The organism is Pseudomonas sp. MH9.3 (assembly GCF_034354675.1).
Taxonomy (GTDB): Bacteria; Pseudomonadota; Gammaproteobacteria; order Pseudomonadales; family Pseudomonadaceae; genus Aquipseudomonas.
In genome coordinates this window covers 4,704,424-4,722,810 of the sequence record NZ_CP133785.1, presented here as the reverse complement: position 1 = coordinate 4,722,810, position 18,387 = coordinate 4,704,424, and the positions used below count along the sequence as shown (strand labels likewise).

The 18,387-nt window shown below is 60.5% G+C and carries 23 protein-coding genes; 11 read left to right on the top strand and 12 right to left on the bottom strand.

The genetic code is table 11. The annotated features are described in order from the left end of the window. Nucleotides 1–1,275, top strand: a complete 1,275-nt coding sequence (locus RHM60_RS20960) for a uracil-xanthine permease family protein (RefSeq protein WP_322212667.1) — start codon at nucleotides 1–3, stop codon at nucleotides 1,273–1,275. A 124-nt stretch (nucleotides 1,276–1,399) separates the two neighbouring features. Here RHM60_RS20960 and hisC read toward each other — a convergent pair whose 3' ends face one another. The 10 genes from hisC to RHM60_RS20910 form a co-directional block, all read right to left on the bottom strand. Next, entirely contained in the window at nucleotides 1,400–2,452 is a 1,053-nt protein-coding gene (gene hisC, locus RHM60_RS20955) for a histidinol-phosphate transaminase (protein WP_322212666.1), read from the bottom strand. Between the two features lie 3 nt (nucleotides 2,453–2,455). Further along, complete coding sequence (hisD, locus tag RHM60_RS20950; RefSeq protein WP_057006862.1) at nucleotides 2,456–3,775, bottom strand: histidinol dehydrogenase; 1,320 nt, start codon at nucleotides 3,773–3,775, stop codon at nucleotides 2,456–2,458. Nucleotides 3,776–3,902: 127 nt separating this feature from the next. After that, nucleotides 3,903–4,538 (bottom strand): ATP phosphoribosyltransferase, encoded by a 636-nt coding sequence (hisG, locus tag RHM60_RS20945; RefSeq protein WP_003188599.1) that lies wholly within the window; start codon nucleotides 4,536–4,538, stop codon nucleotides 3,903–3,905. 301 nt (nucleotides 4,539–4,839) lie between these two features. Next, nucleotides 4,840–6,105 (bottom strand): UDP-N-acetylglucosamine 1-carboxyvinyltransferase, encoded by a 1,266-nt coding sequence (gene murA / locus RHM60_RS20940; protein ID WP_004372068.1) that lies wholly within the window; start codon nucleotides 6,103–6,105, stop codon nucleotides 4,840–4,842. Nucleotides 6,106–6,128: 23 nt separating this feature from the next. Continuing rightward, nucleotides 6,129–6,368, bottom strand: coding sequence for a BolA family protein (locus tag RHM60_RS20935; RefSeq protein ID WP_231422533.1), 240 nt, complete (start codon nucleotides 6,366–6,368; stop codon nucleotides 6,129–6,131). Nucleotides 6,369–6,482: 114 nt separating this feature from the next. Next, nucleotides 6,483–6,788: an STAS domain-containing protein gene (locus RHM60_RS20930; RefSeq protein ID WP_209988673.1), complete on the bottom strand. Its 306-nt coding sequence runs from the start codon at nucleotides 6,786–6,788 to the stop codon at nucleotides 6,483–6,485. Continuing rightward, on the bottom strand, nucleotides 6,785–7,432 hold the full coding sequence (locus RHM60_RS20925; RefSeq protein WP_209988670.1) for an MlaC/ttg2D family ABC transporter substrate-binding protein: 648 nt from the start codon (nucleotides 7,430–7,432) through the stop codon (nucleotides 6,785–6,787). The genes RHM60_RS20930 and RHM60_RS20925 overlap by 4 nt, the downstream gene beginning before the upstream one ends. Before the next feature lie 11 nt (nucleotides 7,433–7,443). Further along, a complete protein-coding gene (mlaD, locus tag RHM60_RS20920; RefSeq protein ID WP_003171814.1) occupies nucleotides 7,444–7,911 on the bottom strand; it encodes an outer membrane lipid asymmetry maintenance protein MlaD in 468 nt (155 codons plus the stop codon). Next, a complete protein-coding gene (gene mlaE / locus RHM60_RS20915; RefSeq protein WP_005784853.1) occupies nucleotides 7,911–8,708 on the bottom strand; it encodes a lipid asymmetry maintenance ABC transporter permease subunit MlaE in 798 nt (265 codons plus the stop codon). Before mlaE ends, mlaD begins: the two co-directional genes overlap by 1 nt. After that, entirely contained in the window at nucleotides 8,708–9,517 is an 810-nt protein-coding gene (locus RHM60_RS20910; protein WP_003216128.1) for an ATP-binding cassette domain-containing protein, read from the bottom strand. The genes mlaE and RHM60_RS20910 overlap by 1 nt, the downstream gene beginning before the upstream one ends. 305 nt (nucleotides 9,518–9,822) lie before the next feature. Between RHM60_RS20910 and RHM60_RS20905 the strand changes: the two genes are divergently transcribed. From RHM60_RS20905 to RHM60_RS20860, 10 genes are all read left to right on the top strand, one after another. After that, entirely contained in the window at nucleotides 9,823–10,797 is a 975-nt protein-coding gene (locus RHM60_RS20905; RefSeq protein WP_209988666.1) for a KpsF/GutQ family sugar-phosphate isomerase, read from the top strand. Beyond that, the gene (locus RHM60_RS20900) at nucleotides 10,798–11,322 is read left to right on the top strand and encodes an HAD family hydrolase (RefSeq protein WP_322212662.1); all 525 of its coding nucleotides are present in this window, start codon (nucleotides 10,798–10,800) and stop codon (nucleotides 11,320–11,322) included. It abuts the gene before it with no gap. A gap of 8 nt (nucleotides 11,323–11,330) precedes the next feature. Continuing rightward, nucleotides 11,331–11,903 (top strand): LPS export ABC transporter periplasmic protein LptC, encoded by a 573-nt coding sequence (gene lptC / locus RHM60_RS20895; protein ID WP_004372088.1) that lies wholly within the window; start codon nucleotides 11,331–11,333, stop codon nucleotides 11,901–11,903. After that, a complete protein-coding gene (gene lptA, locus RHM60_RS20890; RefSeq protein WP_032870591.1) occupies nucleotides 11,890–12,423 on the top strand; it encodes a lipopolysaccharide transport periplasmic protein LptA in 534 nt (177 codons plus the stop codon). The genes lptC and lptA overlap by 14 nt, the downstream gene beginning before the upstream one ends. Further along, nucleotides 12,423–13,148: an LPS export ABC transporter ATP-binding protein gene (lptB, locus tag RHM60_RS20885; RefSeq protein WP_004372092.1), complete on the top strand. Its 726-nt coding sequence runs from the start codon at nucleotides 12,423–12,425 to the stop codon at nucleotides 13,146–13,148. The genes lptA and lptB overlap by 1 nt, the downstream gene beginning before the upstream one ends. Nucleotides 13,149–13,332: 184 nt before the next feature. Then, nucleotides 13,333–14,826, top strand: a complete 1,494-nt coding sequence (locus tag RHM60_RS20880) for an RNA polymerase factor sigma-54 (RefSeq protein WP_209988663.1) — start codon at nucleotides 13,333–13,335, stop codon at nucleotides 14,824–14,826. A gap of 76 nt (nucleotides 14,827–14,902) precedes the next feature. Further along, a complete protein-coding gene (gene hpf, locus RHM60_RS20875) occupies nucleotides 14,903–15,208 on the top strand; it encodes a ribosome hibernation-promoting factor, HPF/YfiA family (RefSeq protein ID WP_003171804.1) in 306 nt (101 codons plus the stop codon). A 9-nt stretch (nucleotides 15,209–15,217) separates the two neighbouring features. Beyond that, the gene (ptsN, locus tag RHM60_RS20870; RefSeq protein WP_004372099.1) at nucleotides 15,218–15,673 is read left to right on the top strand and encodes a PTS IIA-like nitrogen regulatory protein PtsN; all 456 of its coding nucleotides are present in this window, start codon (nucleotides 15,218–15,220) and stop codon (nucleotides 15,671–15,673) included. A gap of 2 nt (nucleotides 15,674–15,675) precedes the next feature. Beyond that, on the top strand, nucleotides 15,676–16,533 hold the full coding sequence (gene rapZ, locus RHM60_RS20865) for an RNase adapter RapZ (protein ID WP_209988657.1): 858 nt from the start codon (nucleotides 15,676–15,678) through the stop codon (nucleotides 16,531–16,533). Nucleotides 16,534–16,549: 16 nt separating this feature from the next. Continuing rightward, on the top strand, nucleotides 16,550–16,822 hold the full coding sequence (locus RHM60_RS20860) for an HPr family phosphocarrier protein (RefSeq protein ID WP_231422530.1): 273 nt from the start codon (nucleotides 16,550–16,552) through the stop codon (nucleotides 16,820–16,822). Between the two features lie 25 nt (nucleotides 16,823–16,847). Here RHM60_RS20860 and RHM60_RS20855 read toward each other — a convergent pair whose 3' ends face one another. Then, on the bottom strand, nucleotides 16,848–17,741 hold the full coding sequence (locus RHM60_RS20855; RefSeq protein ID WP_209988650.1) for a ZIP family metal transporter: 894 nt from the start codon (nucleotides 17,739–17,741) through the stop codon (nucleotides 16,848–16,850). 33 nt (nucleotides 17,742–17,774) lie between these two features. Next, nucleotides 17,775–18,386 carry a superoxide dismutase gene (locus tag RHM60_RS20850; protein ID WP_322212660.1) on the bottom strand — a complete coding sequence of 204 codons (612 nt, stop codon included), beginning with the start codon at nucleotides 18,384–18,386 and terminating at the stop codon, nucleotides 17,775–17,777. Nucleotide 18,387 lies beyond the last annotated feature (1 nt).

The following is an 18,387-nucleotide window of genomic DNA, read 5'->3' as shown; positions in this document are numbered from 1 at the left end:
ATGCAGGATGAATTCAACGACCCGCTTTGGCGCCAGATCTTGTCCGGCGCACAGATGCTCTTCGTGGCATTTGGCGCGCTGGTGTTGATGCCACTGATCACCGGCCTTGATCCAAACGTTGCGCTGTTCACCGCAGGCCTGGGCACGCTGTTGTTCCAGGTGGTCACCGGGCGACAGGTGCCGGTGTTCCTGGCATCGAGCTTTGCGTTTATCACGCCGATCATTCTCGCCAAGGGCCAGTTCGGGCTCGCGGCGACCATGGGCGGGGTGATGGCGGCCGGTTTCGTGTATACCTTTCTCGGCCTGGCAGTGAAGATCAAAGGCACCGGCTTTATCGATCGCCTGCTGCCGCCGGTGGTGATTGGCCCGGTGATTATCTCCATCGGCCTGGCCATGGCGCCGATTGCGGCGAACATGGCGATGGGCAAGTCCGGCGACGGCGCCGAGCTGATTCATTACCAGACGGCGATGATGATCTCGATGCCGGCGCTGCTGACCACGTTGATCGTTGCAGTGTTCGGCAAGGGCATTTTCCGCCTGGTGCCGATCATTTCCGGCGTGCTGGTGGGCTTTGCCATGGCCTTCTACTTTGGTGTGGTCGACACGGCCAAAATCGCCGCCGCGCCCTGGTTCGCCCTGCCCCACTTCACCGCGCCGGAGTTCAACTGGCAGGCGATCCTGTTTATCGTCCCGGTGGCCCTGGCCCCGGCGATCGAGCATATTGGCGGGGTGATTGCGGTGGGCAGCGTGACCGGTCGCGACTACCTGAAAAAGCCCGGCCTGCATCGCACCCTGCTGGGTGACGGCATTGCCACCACGGCGGCCGGCCTGTTTGGCGGGCCGCCGAACACCACCTACGCCGAAGTGACCGGCGCGGTGATGCTGACCAAAAATTACAACCCGAAGATCATGACCTGGGCGGCAGTATTCGCTATCAGCCTGGCGTTTATCGGCAAGTTCGGCGCACTGCTGCAGAGCATTCCGGTGCCGGTGATGGGCGGGATCCTGTGCCTGCTGTTCGGCTCGATTGCCGCCGTGGGGATGAACACGCTGATCCGCCATCGGATCGACCTGGGCGAGGCGCGCAATCTGGTGATTGTGTCAGTGACCCTGGTGTTCGGCATTGGCGGCGTGCTGGTTGGCACCGGCACCGGCCCGGATGACTTCGGCCTCAAGGGCATCGCCCTGTGTGCGGTGGTGGCGATTGGTTTGAACCTGCTGCTGCCGGGCAATGATGGCTGGAAGCACAAAAAGCCGGATGAGCCGATGCTCTAATTAACACCGCAAAACCAAATGTGGGAGGGGCTTGCTCCCGATAGCGGAGTGTCAGTCGATGCATACTTGACTGGAACACCGCCATCGGGAGCAGGCCCCCTCCCACATTGTATTTCAGCGCCTGTCAGAGCTCGCCAAGCCCGTCGATCAACGCCTGGTTCTGCTCAGGCGTACCGATGCTGATCCGCAGGAACTGGGCAATCCGCGCCTGCTTGAAGTGCCGCACGATCACCCCTTGCTCACGCAGCTTCGCAGCCAAGCCTGCAGCATCATGGTGTGGGTGACGGGCAAAGATGAAGTTGGCCGCCGACGGCAGCACTTCAAAGCCCTTCCCTTCCAGTTGCGTCACCAGCGTCTCACGGCTGTCGATCACCAGTTGACAGGTCTTGGCGAAGTACTCGCGGTCCTCGAACGCCGCCGCCGCGCCGGCAATCGCCAGGCGATCCAGCGGGTAGGAGTTGAAGCTGTTCTTGACCCGCTCCAGCGCTTCGATCAAATCAGGGTGGCCCACGGCCAGGCCCACGCGCAAACCGGCGAGTGAGCGCGATTTGGACAGGGTCTGAGTGACCAACAGATTCGGGTAGCGATCCACCAGACGGATGGCGGTGTCGCCGCCAAAGTCGATATAGGCTTCATCGACCACTACCACCGAGTCGGGGTTGGCCTTGAGGATCTGCTCCACCGCGTCCAGCCCCAGCACGCAGCCGGTCGGGGCGTTCGGATTGGGGAAGATGATCCCGCCGTTGGGCCTGGCGTAGTCCGCCGCACGAATCTGGAACTGCTCATCCAGCGGCACCGGTGCGGAGGTGATGCCGTAGAGACCGCAGTACACCGGATAGAAGCTGTAGCTGATATCCGGGAACAACAACGGCAAGTCGTGCTGGAACAGACCATGGAAGATGTGCGCCAGTACCTCGTCAGAGCCGTTGCCGAGGAACACCTTGCCGGTATCGATCCCATAATGGTTGGCCACGGCCTGCTTGAGCAGGTCGCTGTTGGGATCCGGGTACAGGCGCAGGTTGTCGTTCAACTCGGCCCGCATTGCTGCCAGCGCCTTGGGCGATGGGCCGTAGGGGTTTTCATTGGTGTTGAGCTTGACCAGTTTGGTCAGCTTGGGCTGCTCGCCAGGCACGTAAGGCACCAGGTCCTTGACGAAGGGGCTCCAGAATTTGCTCATGTGTCATTTCCCCTCTTCAAGGATGCGGTATTCGGCGCTGCGCGCGTGGGCGCTGAGGGATTCACCACGGGCCAGCACCGAGGCGGTCTTGCCCAGTTCGGAGGCGCCTTGTGGCGAGCAGAAAATGATCGACGAACGCTTCTGGAAGTCGTACACCCCCAGCGGCGACGAGAAACGCGCCGTGCCGGAGGTGGGCAGCACGTGGTTGGGACCCGCGCAGTAGTCGCCCAGCGCTTCGCTGGTGTGGCGGCCCATGAAGATCGCACCGGCGTGGCGAATAGACGGCAGCCAGGCTTGCGGATCGGCCACGGACAGCTCCAGGTGCTCCGGCGCGATGCGGTTGGCCACCTCGATGGCTTGCTCCATGTCGCGCACCAGGATCAGTGCGCCGCGACCATTGATCGACTTCTCGATGATCTCGGCGCGGTCCATGGTCGGCAGCAGCTTGTCGATGCTGGCGGCGACCTTGTCGAGGAACTCGGCGTCCGGGCAGACCAGAATCGCCTGGGCGTCTTCGTCGTGCTCGGCCTGGGAGAACAGGTCCATGGCGATCCAGTCAGGGTCGGTCTGGCCGTCGCACACCACCAGGATTTCCGAGGGGCCGGCGATCATGTCGATACCAACCTGACCGAACACATGGCGCTTGGCGGTGGCCACATAGATGTTGCCGGGGCCGACCACCTTGTCCACCTTCGGCACGCTCTCGGTGCCATAGGCCAGGGCTGCAACTGCCTGGGCGCCGCCGATGGTAAATACGCGGTCAACGCCGGCGATGCAGGCCGCCGCCAGCACCAGCTCATTGATTTCGCCGCGCGGAGTCGGCACCACCATGACCACTTCGGTCACGCCCGCCACCTTGGCCGGAATCGCGTTCATCAATACCGACGAGGGGTACGAGGCTTTACCGCCCGGCACGTACAGACCCGCACGGTCCAGTGGCGTGACCTTCTGGCCAAGCACGGTACCGTCGGCCTCGGTGTAGCTCCAGGAATCCTGTTTCTGCTTTTCGTGATAGCTGCGCACCCGCGCCGCCGCCACTTCCAGGGCTTCGCGCTGCGGGCCGGTGATGCGCGTCAGTGCGAGCTCCAGGCGCTCGCGCGGCAGGATCAGGTCAGCCATGGATTTGACGTCCAGGCCATCGAACTGGCGGGTGAAGTCCACCAGCGCCGCATCACCGCGCTCGCGCACGGCCTTGATGATGTCGAGCACTCGCCCGTTGACCGAGTCGTCGGACACGCTTTCCCAGCTCAGCAGATGATCCAGATGATGGGCGAAATCCGGGTCGGCAGCGTTGAGTCGGGCAATTGCAGTGGACGTGGTCATAGCGAGGGCCTCATAGGATTGGCAAAAATGCTCAGGCGCCGAACGTTAGCAGTCGATCCGCTTGGGCACCTGAGAATTCTGGCTATGAGGCGGATAGACGGGCGCGACCTAAGGCCGCGCGGGTGAGTCAACCGCGGTGTCGCGACTCCACTGCCTTGCGCAGGGTGTCGATCAACGCCTGGATACGGGCATGCTGCATCTTCATTGATGCTTTGTTGACGATCAGCCGGGAGCTGATATCGGCAATGAAATCCTGGGGTTCAAGCCCGTTGGCACGCAGGGTGTTGCCGGTGTCGACCACGTCGATGATCTTGTCGGCCAGGCCGATCAGCGGCGCCAGCTCCATCGAGCCATAGAGCTTGATGATATCGACCTGGCGGCCTTGTTCGGCGTAGTAACGCTTGGCAACGTTGACGAACTTGGTGGCCACCCGCAAGCGGCCTTTAGGCTCGACATCACCGACACGGCCGGCGGTCATCAGCTTGCACAGGGCAATACGCAGGTCCAGCGGCTCGTACAGGCCCTGGCCGCCGTATTCCATCAGCACGTCCTTGCCGGCGACGCCGAGGTCGGCCGCGCCATGCTCGACGTAGGTCGGCACATCGGTAGCCCGCACGATCAACAGGCGCACGTCGTCCTGGGTCGTGGGGATGATCAGCTTGCGGCTCTTGTCCGGATTCTCGGTCGGCACGATGCCCGCTTCAGCCAGCAGGGGCAACGTGTCGTCAAGGATGCGGCCCTTGGACAGTGCGATGGTCAACATGGGAACGTCAGTCCTTCATCAGGCAATTGCGGTCTGGTCGCAAACGGCGCCAGACACAGATCGAGGCCGTGACAGCCTCGACTTGAAACAAATTCAGCACACCGCTCACTTAACGGCAAGCACCTCACTGTGGCGAGCGGGCTTGCAACGCGCTGGGTTGCGTAGCGATCGCAAAAAGCGGGACTGCTGCGCAGTCCAACGCGGGGCAAGCCCGCTCGCCACAAAAGCCCGCTTGCCACAAAAGCTCGCTCACCGCAGGAGCCCACTTGCCGCAACAGCGGCGGTGTTTACGGCGCCAGGACTAGCCCGGTACGCGGCGGATCTTCGCGCCGAGCATCTGCAGTTTTTCTTCGATGCACTCGTAACCACGGTCGATGTGGTAGATGCGGTCGATGAGGGTGTCGCCGTCAGCGCACAGCGCCGAGATCACCAGACTGGCCGACGCACGCAGGTCGGTAGCCATCACTGGCGCGCCCTTGAGCTTGTCGATACCGGTGACGATGGCGGTATTGCCTTCAACCTGGATCTTGGCGCCCATGCGGTGCAGTTCGTACACGTGCATGAAACGGTTTTCGAAGATGGTCTCGATCACCGCACCGGTGCCTTCGGCGATTGCGTTCAGGGAGATGAACTGCGCCTGCATGTCGGTCGGGAACGCCGGGTACGGAGCGGTGCGCACGTTAACGGCTTTTGGCCGCTTGCCGTGCATGTTCAGCTCGATCCAGTCTTCACCGGTGGTGATTTCAGCACCGGCTTCCTTGAGTTTTTCCAGAACGGCTTCAAGGATGGTCGGATCGGTGTCCTTGACCTTGACGCGGCCACCGGTAACGGCGGCGGCAACCAGGTAAGTGCCCGTCTCGATACGGTCCGGCATCACTTTGTAGGTGGCCGAGTGCAGACGCTTCACGCCGTCGATGGTGATGGTGTCGGTGCCGGCGCCGCTGATATTGGCACCCATCGCGATCAGGAAGTTGGCCAGGTCGACCACTTCCGGCTCGCGCGCGGCGTTTTGCAGGACGCTGCGGCCATTAGCCAGGGCCGCGGCCATCATGATGTTCTCGGTGCCGGTGACGCTCACGGTATCGAAGAAGAAATTGGCGCCACGCAGGCCGCCTTCTGGCGCCTTGGCCTTGATGTAGCCGCCTTCGACGTCGATGACCGCGCCCATGGCTTCAAGGCCACGGATGTGCAGGTCGACCGGACGCGAGCCAATGGCGCAACCGCCAGGCAGGGCCACTTCAGCTTCGCCGAAACGGGCAACCATGGGGCCCAGCACCAGGATCGACGCACGCATGGTCTTAACCAGTTCGTACGGGGCGATCAGGGTCTTGATGGTGCGCGGGTCGATTTCGACCGAGAGCTTCTCGTCGATCACCGGCTCAATGCCCATGCGACCGAACAGCTCGATCATGGTGGTGATGTCGTGCAGGTGCGGCAGGTTGGCCACGGTGACCGGGCCATCACACAGCAGGGTCGCTGCCAGGATCGGCAAGGCGGAGTTTTTCGCACCGGAGATGCGGATCTCGCCATCAAGGCGGGCACCGCCGGTAATAATCAATTTATCCATAAGAATCTCGACGCCTTGGGGGCTCAGGTGCGCTCGGCCCAGGCCGCGCGGCTGAAAAATTTCATAGTGACCGCATGGATGCTGCCATCGGTGATCCATGGGTTCAAATGGGCATAGATCTGCTGCTGACGCTTGACCGGGCTCAATGCCGCCAGTTCATCGCTAATCACGTTCAGCTGGAAATTGCAGCCTTCGCCTTCAACTTCTACGGTCGTTCCCGGCAGCTTTCCTTCGAGAAAGCTCTTAACTTCTAGGGCCTGCATGTTCAACCTCTATCGGCGCCCAGTGCGCACGGGTCGCACATCATACAAAAAAGCCCCGCGCCTGCGAACCCCGCATAGCAGGACTCTGACGGGGGGCTCCTGTAATAACGTGTATTAAGGATGCGCCAGCAGCTCGGTCAGACCGGAAACCTCGGCGATCTCACGCATGTCCTCGGGCAGCGCACGAATGCTGAGCGGCTTGTTGGCCGCTTCGGCATCACGCATGAAGCACAGCAACAAGGACAAACCTACGCTGCTGGACTTGGTCACCGCCGAGCAATCGAGCACCAGCGCAGGTGCGCTGCTGGCCTGGATCAGCGCCTGGCCCTGCTTGCGCAGGTCAGGCCCGGTACGGTAATCCAGCACGCCACTGAGGAACAGCTCGCCGGCAGCGCCGATACGAACAGCCGACTCGGTCATTGCGCAGACTTCCCGGCTTCTTTGTCGGAGGTTTCCTTGGCCTTGGCCACTTCACCGGCCCAACCATTGATGGTCTTGTCCAGGTCGTTGCCATTGCGCTGCATCGCGTCGGCGAACTGGTCACGGAACAGTTTGCCGATGTTGATGCCGTTGATGATCACGTTGCGCAGCTTCCACTCGCCCTTGACCTTCTCCAGCGTGTACTGCACAGGGTACACCGCGCCATTGTTGCCTTTGACGCTCATGTTGACGCTGGTGCGGTCACCCGATTCGTCGCCGGCCGGGGCCACGGTAATGCCCTGGTTGTTGTACTCGAGCAAGGCGTTGCCGTAGAACTGGAACAGCCCGCGCTTGAAGTTTTCCTGGAAGGTCTGCATCTGCGCCGGCGTGGCTTTGCGCGAATACTTCACCGTCATGATGCTGCGGGAGATGCCTTCGGCATCCACGACCGGGCCCACGATGGTGTCGAGCGCGTTGTAGAACTGGCTCGGGTCCTGTTTGTACTTTTCTTTGTTGGCCGTCAGGTCAGCCAACATCTTGTTGGTCGTGTCCTGCACCAGGTCGTGGGCAGAACCTGCCGCGTTTGCCATCAGCGGCAACGCTGCAAGCAGTACCAGCAGGCCACGTCGCAAGGTAGAGATCATGAACAGATTCCTCATTTGGCGTCTTTATTGACCGTGTTGAGCAGGAACTTACCAATCAGGTCCTCAAGCACCAGCGACGACTGCGTGTCGTGGATGGTCGAACCATCCTTGAGCAGGGCTGTTTCCCCACCCACGCTGACACCGATGTACTTCTCACCGAGCAAACCCGCAGTGAGGATAGATGCTGTGGAGTCAGTCGGCAGGTTATCCACCTTCTTGTCCAGTTGCATCGTCACTCGCCCGGTGAAGCTGTCGCGATCCAGATCGATTGCCGTGACCTTGCCGATGGTGACACCGGCCATGGTCACTTTAGCTCTGACAGTCAAACCGGCAATATTGTCGAAGTACGCGTAAAGTTTATAGGTATCGGCGGTGGGGCTGGCCGAAAGACCGCTGACCCGCAGGGCCAGCAACAGTAAAGCCAGGATGCCAGCCAGCAAGAAAAGGCCGACACCGATTTCCACAGTGCGGTTTTGCATCAGAAGTCTCCAAACATCAAGGCGGTCAAAATGAAGTCAAGGCCCAGTACCGCCAGCGAGGCGTACACAACGGTCTTGGTGGTGGCACGGCTGATCCCCTCTGAAGTGGGCTCACAGTCATAGCCTTGGAATACGGCGATCCAGGTCACGACAAACGCGAAGACAATGCTCTTTATGATGCCGTTGAGCACATCACCCGTGAAGGTCACGCTGTTTTGCATGTTGGCCCAGTAGGAACCGTCATAGACGCCCAGCCAGTCCACTGCCACCCAAGAGCCGCCCCAGATGCCCACCACGCTGAAAATCATCGCCAGCAGCGGCAGGGAAATGAAGCCGGCCCACAGGCGTGGGGCAACGATGTACTTGAGCGGGTCCACACCGATCATTTCCAGGCTGGACAACTGCTCGGTGGATTTCATGTTGCCGATTTCGGCGGTCAGTGCAGAACCTGCGCGCCCGGCGAACAGCAGCGCGGTCACCACCGGCCCCAGCTCACGCAGCAGCGTCAGGGCAACCATCTGGCCTACCGCCTGTTCCGAGCCATAGCTCGAAAGGATGTTGAAGCCTTGCAGCGCCAGCACCATGCCGATGAAAACCCCGGACACCACGATGATCACCAGCGACATCACGCCCACAGCGTGCAATTGCTTGAGCAGCAGGCCAAAGCCACCGCCGATGCCACCGCGCCCCAGCAGGGCGTGGAACAGGAAAATGGTCGAACGACCCAGCACTTCGATGATATCGATGCCGGACCGACCGAAAAGGCGAACCTTCTCGATAAGAGATGTCTTGCGCATCAACGCTTCCCCAGAAGGTCTGAGCGGTAATCCGCTGCCGGAAAATGAAAGGGCACCGGACCATCGGGATCACCGGTCATGAATTGGCGAATGCGCGGGTTGTCGGCGTTCATCAGCTCTTCGGGCGTGCCCTGCCCCAGCACCTGGCCATCGCCGACGACATACAGGTAGTCGGCGATGCTCGCCGTTTCGGCCAGGTCGTGGGAGACCACGATACTGGTGATTCCCAGCGCATCGTTGAGCAGACGGATCAGGCGCACCAGGACACCCATGGCGATCGGGTCCTGGCCCACGAAGGGCTCGTCGTACATGAGGATCTGCGGATCCAGGGCAATGGCTCGCGCCAGCGCGACACGGCGCTTCATGCCGCCGGACAGTTCGTCCGGCATCAGGTCGATGGCTCCGCGAAGGCCGACGGCCTGCAGTTTCAACAACACGATGTCACGAATCATCTCGTCGGACAGCTGGGTATGCACCCGCAACGGGAAGGCCACGTTCTCGAACACGTCCAGGTCTGTGAACAGCGCGCCGCTCTGGAACAGCACACCCATGTGCTTGCGCGCGTCGAACAGATCACTGCGCGACAGCGTCGGCAGGTTCTGGCCATTGACCCACACTTCGCCGGCGCTGGGCCGCAACTGCATGCCCATCAGACGCAACAGGGTGGTCTTGCCGCAACCGGAAGGCCCCATGATGCCCGTGACCTTGCCGCGGGGAATGCGAATATCGACGTTATTGAAGATGCTGCGCGTCCCGCGCTTGAAGGAAAGGCCCTTCAGCTCGACCGCGTAGGCGTTATCGGCACTCATCTAAACTCCTTGGGATGCGGACTCACACTCAGACACCACGTGAACGACAAACGTTTACACGCTTGCGCAATATAAATAGCCGCGTGTGCTGGGCGGGCCGAACAAGCGGCGAACTATATCACCGCTGGTGCAGAGCCCCCAAGGCCGGAACATCGCTCGTTCAGAATAAGGACAGCGAAAAAACCGCGGGGATGTAACCGAGTGTAAATTTGCGCCTATCGAATAAACCCTGACGATCTAGCGTGAGGGAATTGTTCATTACCGCTATAATCGCCGACTTTTCGTCAGGCTATACGACTTCAGACATGAGCCAATCCAGCGACCTCATTCAATCCGCACAACGTACGATCCGCCTGGAGCTTGAAGCCGTAGAAGGCTTGCTGGCCCATATCGACGCGGATTTTGTACGCGCCTGTGAGCTGATTCTGGCCAGCAAGGGCCGCGTTGTGGTGGTCGGCATGGGCAAATCCGGCCATGTCGGCAATAAGATTGCCGCCACCCTGGCGAGCACCGGCACCACCGCTTTTTTCGTGCACCCGGCTGAAGCCAGTCATGGCGACATGGGCATGATCACCCGCGACGACGTGATCCTGGCCCTGTCCAACTCCGGTACCACCAACGAAATCGTGACCCTGCTGCCGCTGATCAAGCGCCTGGGCATCCAGATGATCAGTGTCACCGGCAACCCGGAGTCGACGCTGGCCAAGGCCGCCGACGTCAACCTGAACGTACACGTGACCCACGAAGCCTGCCCGCTTAACCTGGCGCCGACCTCCTCCACCACCGCCACCCTGGTGATGGGCGATGCGCTCGCCGTGGCGCTGCTCGAAGCGCGCGGGTTCACCGCTGAAGACTTCGCGTTTTCCCACCCCGGTGGTGCCCTGGGCCGCCGCCTGCTGCTCAAGGTGGAACATGTGATGCATTCGGGCGATGAACTGCCTCACGTCCAGCGCGGTACCCTGCTCAAGGATGCGCTGATGGAAATGACGCGCAAGGGCCTGGGCATGACCGTTATTCTGGAAGCGGACGGGCGACTGGCCGGCGTGTTCACGGACGGCGACCTGCGTCGCACCCTGGACCGCACCATCGATATCCACACGGCCACCATTGATGCGGTGATGACGCCCCACGGCAAGACGGCACGCCCCGAGATGCTGGCAGCCGAAGCGCTGAAGATCATGGAAGACCACAAGATCGGCGCGCTGGTGGTGGTCAATGCCGACGACCGCCCGATTGGCGCCCTGAACATGCACGACTTGCTGCGTGCGGGAGTGATGTAAATGAGCGACGACCTGCTGCAACGCGGCAAACACATCAAATTGGCGATTTTCGACGTGGACGGCGTATTGACTGATGGCCGCCTTTACTTCCTCGAAGATGGCAGCGAATTCAAGACGTTCAACACCCTCGATGGCCAGGGCCTCAAGATGTTGATGGCCGCAGGCGTGCAAACGGCCATTATCAGTGGTCGAAAAACACCCGTTGTGGAACGCCGCGCACAAAACCTGGGTATTCCTCACCTGTATCAGGGCCGTGAGGATAAACTGGTGGTGCTCGACGAGCTTCTTGGCCAACTCAACCTAAGCTATGAGCAGGTCGCCTACCTGGGTGACGACTTGCCGGACCTGCCGGTGATTCGCCGCGTGGGCCTGGGCATGGCCGTCGCCAATGCTGCTGCGTTCGTGCGTGAACACGCCCATGGCGTCACGACCGCCCGCGGCGGCGAAGGCGCCGCCCGCGAGTTCTGCGAGCTGATCCTGCGTGCCCAGGGCCGCCTTGAAGCGGCCCACGCCGCCTACCTATAGAGCGTTTTATGCTGAGCAAAAAGATTCGCAACTTCCTGTTATTCGGGGTCATTGCCGCGCTGTTCCTCGCGGTAGGCTACTGGAATATCAGCCCGGAGCGCTTTCTCGACCAGCCTGTTGCGCAGGTTGACGAAGGGGTTATCGACTATTACGCAACCAACGCCTACAGCGTGCAGTTTCTGCCCGATGGCAAGGTGCAGTACGAGATGACATCGGACAAGGTCGAGCATTTGAAGGCTTCCGAAGTCACGCTGCTGACCAACCCGGACCTGAATCTGTACCGTGGCACCGAGTTCCCGTGGCACGTGACCAGCAAGCGTGGCGAGGTCAACCCGGACGGCACCGAGGTGGAACTGATCGACTCGGTGCGCGTCGCACGAACTGACGCGCAGAACCGCGACACCATCATTACCAGCAGTCGCATGACCGTATTCCCACAAAGGCAATATGCGCAGACCGAGCAAGACGTTAGAATCGACGGCGCTGGCGGTGTATCGACTGGCAAGGGAATGAAAGCGTATTTGAAAGAAAGCAGGATACACCTGCTATCGAACGTAAGAGGACAGTATGAGGCTCGTTAAAACTCTCCCTATTTTGCTCGGTCTGGGCGCAGCACTGGGAAGCGTGAGCGCCTGGGCTCTGCCGAACGATAGCCAGCAACCGATCCACATCTCGGCTGACGATGCTCAGCTCGATGACAAGCAAGGCGTCGCAACCTACACCGGCGGCGTCATCATCACCCAGGGCTCGATGAAGATCACCGGCAACACGGTGACCCTCACCCGCACCCCGGCTGGCGACATCGACGTGGTGACGTCGGTGGGTAACCTGGCCTACTTCGAGCAGAAGCAGGCCCCTGCCGATACCGGCCCGATGAAGGGCTACGGCAAGACCATCCAGTATCACGCCCAGCAGAATCGCATCGTGCTGATCGACCAGGCCAAGGTGCTGAGCCCCGATGGCAACTCCACGGAAGGTGAAAAAATCACCTATGACACCGTGAAGCAGATCGCCAACGCCGGTCGCGCCAATGGCTCCAAGGTCACTGCACCCCGTCCGCGAATCGACATGGTTATCCAGCCGAAGAAGAAGGCCGAGTAATGGCAACCCTGAAAGCCCAGCATCTGGCCAAGGCCTACAAAAGCCGTCAGGTCGTGCGCGACGTCAGCCTGTCGATCGACAGCGGCCAGATCGTCGGCTTGCTCGGCCCCAACGGCGCCGGCAAGACCACCTGCTTCTACATGATCGTGGGCCTCGTCCAGGCCGACCAGGGGCGTGTGCTGATCGACGACCTCGACGTCAGCCACCAGCCCATGCACGGTCGCGCACGCGCCGGTATCGGCTATCTGCCACAGGAAGCGTCGATTTTCCGCAAGCTGTCGGTTGCCGACAACATCATGGCGATCCTCGAGACCCGCAAGGAACTCGACCGCGACGGCCGCCGTCAGGAGCTGGAAAGCCTGCTGCAGGAATTCCACATCAACCACATTCGCGACAACCTCGGCATGAGTCTGTCCGGTGGTGAGCGTCGCCGCGTGGAAATCGCCCGCGCCCTGGCGACGGCACCCAAGTTCATCCTGCTGGACGAACCGTTTGCCGGCGTCGACCCGATTTCGGTCGGCGACATCAAGCAGATCATCCATCATCTCAAGGCCAAGGGTATCGGTGTGCTGATCACCGACCACAACGTCCGTGAGACCCTCGATATCTGCGAGACCGCCTATATCGTCAACGATGGCCAACTGATCGCCGAAGGCGATTCGGCGACTATCCTGGCCAACGAACTGGTCAAGGAAGTGTACCTGGGTCACGAGTTCCGCCTGTAGACACGGTGGTATCAGGGCGTTCGCCGACGAGCGCGCGAGTCAATGAAAACTTCAGTATTTTTATTGTCATCGCGCTCTAGGCAAAGCACCTGATATCAGGCATATAATTTGCTTATGTTTGGCGCTCGCGCGCCCTGTCGTGGATGGCGCATTGCGCCGGCGAATAAGGTGTTAAGCCCCTGCCATGAAACCATCGCTAGTCCTGAGAATGGGCCAGCAGCTGACGATGACACCGCAGCTGCAACAGGCCATCCGCCTGCTCCAATTGTCGACCCTGGACCTGCAACAGGAAATCCAGGAGGCCCTGGAGTCCAATCCGATGCTCGAACGCCAGGAAGAAGGCGACGACTTCGATAATGCAGACCCACTGGCCGACAACATCGAGCAAAAACCCAACCCGGACGTGCAGGAACCCTCCTATCAGGAAACTGCCCCCACGGTGGACAACCTCGAGGAAGGCGACTGGAACGAACGCATTCCCAACGAACTGCCCGTGGACACCGCCTGGGAAGATGTCTACCAGACCAGCGCGAGCAGCTTGCCCAGCAATGATGATGACGAGTGGGACTTCACCACCCGCACCTCCGTCGGCGAGAGCCTGCAAAGCCACCTGCTGTGGCAGCTGAACCTGGCGCCGATGTCCGACACTGATCGCCTGATCGCCGTCACCCTGATCGACTGCATCAACAACCAGGGCTATCTGGACGAGACGCTCGACGAAATTCTGGAGGCTTTCGACCCCGAACTGGATATCGAGCTGGACGAGATTGAAGCCGTCCTGCACCGTATCCAGCAGTTCGAGCCCGCCGGTATCGGTGCGCGCAACCTCAGTGAATGCCTGCTGCTGCAATTGCGTCAATTGCCCGCCAGGACGCCATGGCTCGCTGAAGCCCAGCGCCTGGTTACCGACTACATCGACCTGTTGGGCAGCCGTGACTATAGCCAGCTGATGCGTCGCATGAAGCTCAAGGAAGATGAACTGCGCCAGGTCATCGAGCTGGTGCAGAGCCTCAACCCGAGGCCGGGCTCGCAGATCGAATCCAGCGAAGCCGAATACGTGGTCCCCGACGTGATCGTCCGCAAGGACAACGAGCGCTGGCTGGTGGAGTTGAACCAGGAATCCGTGCCGCGCCTGCGGGTCAACCCGCAGTACGCCGGCTTTGTGCGCCGCGCCGACACCAGTGCCGACAACACCTTCATGCGCAACCAGTTGCAGGAAGCCCGCTGGTTCATCAAGAGCCTGCAAAGCCGCAACGAAACCCTGATGAAAGTGGCCACCCAGATCGTCGAGCATCAGCGCGGCTTCCTGGAGTACGGCGACGAAGCGATGAAACCGCTGGTGCTGCACGATATCGCGGAAGCGGTGGGCATGCACGAATCGACGATTTCGCGGGTCACCACACAGAAATTCATGCATACCCCGCGGGGTATATATGAGCTGAAATACTTTTTCTCCAGCCACGTCAGCACCTCCGAAGGCGGCGAATGCTCGTCCACGGCGATTCGCGCAATCATCAAAAAACTGGTTGCCGCGGAAAATCAGAAAAAGCCATTGAGTGACAGTAAGATCGCTGGTTTACTGGAGGCACAAGGCATTCAGGTCGCCCGTCGAACCGTCGCCAAGTATCGCGAATCCCTTGGGATTGCGCCTTCCAGCGAGCGTAAGCGGTTGATGTGACGGGCGGGCCACAGCGTTCCAGTGGCAGGCGCTTTTCGCCTGTCGCTTTATGCACTGGCAACGAAGGAGAAGCTGTATGCAAGTCAACATCAGTGGACACCAGCTGGAAGTCACCAAGCCCCTGCGTGAATACACCGAGAGCAAGCTGAACAAGCTTGCGGGGCATTTCGACAAGATCACCAATGTGCAGGTCATCATGGAGGTCGACAAGCTCAAGCAGAAAATCGAAGCCACCCTGCACGTACCGAATGCCAAGCTCGTCGCCAATGCGGAACACGAAGACATGTACGCGGCGATTGACTCGCTCTACGACAAGCTCGACCGCCAACTCATAAAGCATAAGGAAAAGAATCTGCACCTGATGCAAGGTACAGGTCGTTAACTCCCCCCCATGATCCGACTTGAAACCATCCTGACCCCCGGCCGTTCCCTGGTGAACGCGCCGGGAGGCAGTAAGAAAAAAGCCCTCGAACACATTGCCAACCTGATCAGCCGGGAAGTGCCCGAGCTGGATGAGCAGGTCGTGTTCAAGGCCCTGATCGACCGTGAAAAACTGGGCTCCACCGGTTTTGGCAACGGCATCGCCATTCCTCACTGCCGACTCAAAGGCTGCGACACACCGGTCAGCGCCTTGCTGCACCTGGAAAGACCCATTGATTTCGATGCCATCGACGGCGCTCCGGTCGACCTGCTCTTCGTTTTGCTGGTCCCGGAAGCGGCCACCGATGCTCACCTGGAACTGCTTCGGCAGATCGCCAGCATGCTCGACCGCAAGGAAGTACGTCATAAACTGCGCAACGCCAGCAGCAATGAGGCGTTGTATCAGGTTGTGCTGGACGAGCAATAACCATGCGCCTGATCATTGTCAGTGGCCGCTCCGGCTCGGGTAAAAGCACCGCACTCAATGTGCTTGAAGACAGCGGTTTTTATTGCATCGATAATTTGCCCGCCGGCCTGCTGCCGGAACTGGCCGAACGCGCGCTTATCCATACCGAATTGGCGCAACCGCTGGTCGCCGTTTCGATTGATGCACGCAACCTGCCCAGCCACCTCTCGCGGTTCCCTGAACTGCTCGAAGAAGTGCGCGGCAAGCATATTCATTGTGATGTGCTGTACCTGGACGCCGACGAAGAGACGCTGCTCAAGCGTTTCTCCGAAACCCGCCGGCGCCACCCGCTGAGCAGCCCGAACCGCTCGCTGGCCGAGGCCATCGAAGACGAGACCACGCTGCTGGGGCCGATCATTGATCTGGCCGACCTCAAGATCAACACCACCAACCTGAACCTGTACCAGCTGCGCGACGCCATCAAGCTGCGTCTGCTCAATCAGCCTGAGCCCGGTACGGCCTTTCTGGTCGAGTCATTTGGCTTCAAACGCGGCATGCCGGTGGATGCCGACCTGGTGTTCGACGTGCGCTGCCTGCCCAATCCTTACTGGAAGCCAGAGTTGCGCGAACAATCCGGTCTGGATCAGCCGGTGATCGATTACCTGGCCGCGCAACCGGATGTGGAGGATATGTTCCAGGACATCTCCACCTACCTGCTCAAATGGCTGCCGCGCTTTGCCGCGAGCAATCGCGCTTATGTCACCATAGCCATCGGCTGCACCGGCGGTCACCACCGCTCCGTCTACCTGACAGAACGTCTTGGCCTGGTGCTGCAGCAAACCCTCAAGAACGTTCAGGTCCGCCACCGCGACCTAAGCTGAAAGGAACACCTCCGCGATGCCCGCTCTGGAAATTCAAATTATCAACAAGCTGGGCCTCCACGCCCGGGCTTCGGCCAAATTCGTCGGCGTTGCCGGGAAGTTTCCTTGCCAGATCCGCGCCGGGCGTACACCGGAGTCGATGGTCGATGGCAAAAGCATCATGGCAATGATGATGCTGGCTGCGGGCAAGGGCACCACGATTCATCTGAAAACCGAAGGTGAGCAGGAGGATGAAGCGATGGCAGCCTTGGTGGAGTTGATCAACAACAAGTTTGACGAAGGTGAATAACCGCCAACCTGAGTAGCAGCGCGGCCTAACCCAGGGCAGTGTCCATCACCATCATCAAGCAAAACCCCAGGCACAACCCAAGGCTGGCAAGCTTGTCGTGACCATTGCGCCGCGACTCGGGGATCACTTCGTGAGTCACCACCAGCAGCATCGCGCCCGCAGCCAATGCCAGGCCCAATGGCAACAGCACTTCTGCAAGGGTGACCAGCCAGGCACAGAGCACGGCGAACACCGGTTCCACCAGGCCTGAAGCGGCGCCGATCAGGAACGCCTTGACCCGCGACATACCTGCTCCCGCCAGTACCAGCGCGATCACCAGTCCTTCCGGCACATCCTGCAGCGCGATGCCCATCGCCAGGCTGTCGGCATCCGGCATGCCGCCGCCGGCGGACACCCCCACCGCCATACCTTCCGGAATGTTGTGGGCGATGATGGCAAATACAAACAACCAGATTCGAGGCGGGATGACCGGTTTATCCGGTGTGCCCACCAACATCTCCGGACTGGTGCCGGAAACCTTGCGATCCACCAGATACAGCCCGAATGCGCCCAGCATGATGCCGAAACTGATCAGGCCACTGGCGGCCCAAGGCGAAAGCCCCAGGCTTTCGGCGGCGGAAATACCCGGCACCACCAGCGAAAAGGCGGTCGCAGCCAGCATCACCCCCGCCCCGAAGCCCAATAGCGTATCGCTCAACGCCACCGGCATGCGCCGGATTACCAGTACGGGCACCGCGCCCAAAGCTGTGCCGAGCGCGCAGAGCGCACCGCCCTGCAGGGCACGCAGGATGCGCGGTTCCAGGTCCAGCCAGGCCAGCCCGTGGGCCACCAGCAATGCAGTGCCTGCCAGCAGCAGCAGCGAGCCAAACGCATAGCGAAACAATCGCACGCTGCTGATCGCCAGTGTTCCAGTACCCATAGTCGGCCTTAGGTCTTGTTATGGAGATAAATGTCAGCCCACAGCGGCCTGATAGCGTGCAGACACTTCGGGCCAGTTGATAACGCTGTAGAAGGCGTTGATGTATTCCGGGCGGCGGTTCTGGTACAGCAGGTAATACGCATGCTCCCAAACGTCCAGACCCAGGATCGGGGTATTGCCGTTCATCAGCGGGCTGTCCTGATTACCGCTGCTTTCCACCACCAGGGTCTTTTGCGGAGTAACGCTCAGCCAGGCCCAACCGCTGCCGAAGCGGGTCAGCGCGGCTTTGGTGAATGCCTCCTTGAAGCTTTCGAAGCCGCCCAATTGCTGATCAATCGCCTTGCCCAGTGCGCCTTCGGGCTTGCCGCCACCTTTGGGCGACATGACGGCCCAGAACAACGAGTGGTTGGCATGGCCCCCGCCCTGATTGATCACCGCAGCGCGCAACTTCTCGGGCAACTGCTGGACGCTGGACACCAGCTTTTCAATCGGCCAGTCGGCAAACTCAGTACCATCAACCGCAGCGTTCAAGTTGTTGATGTAGGTCTGATGGTGCCTGGTGTAGTGGATTTCCATGGTTTGCGCATCGATGTGCGGTTCCAGGGCATCGTAGGCGTAGGGCAAGGCAGGCAAGGTGTAACTCATA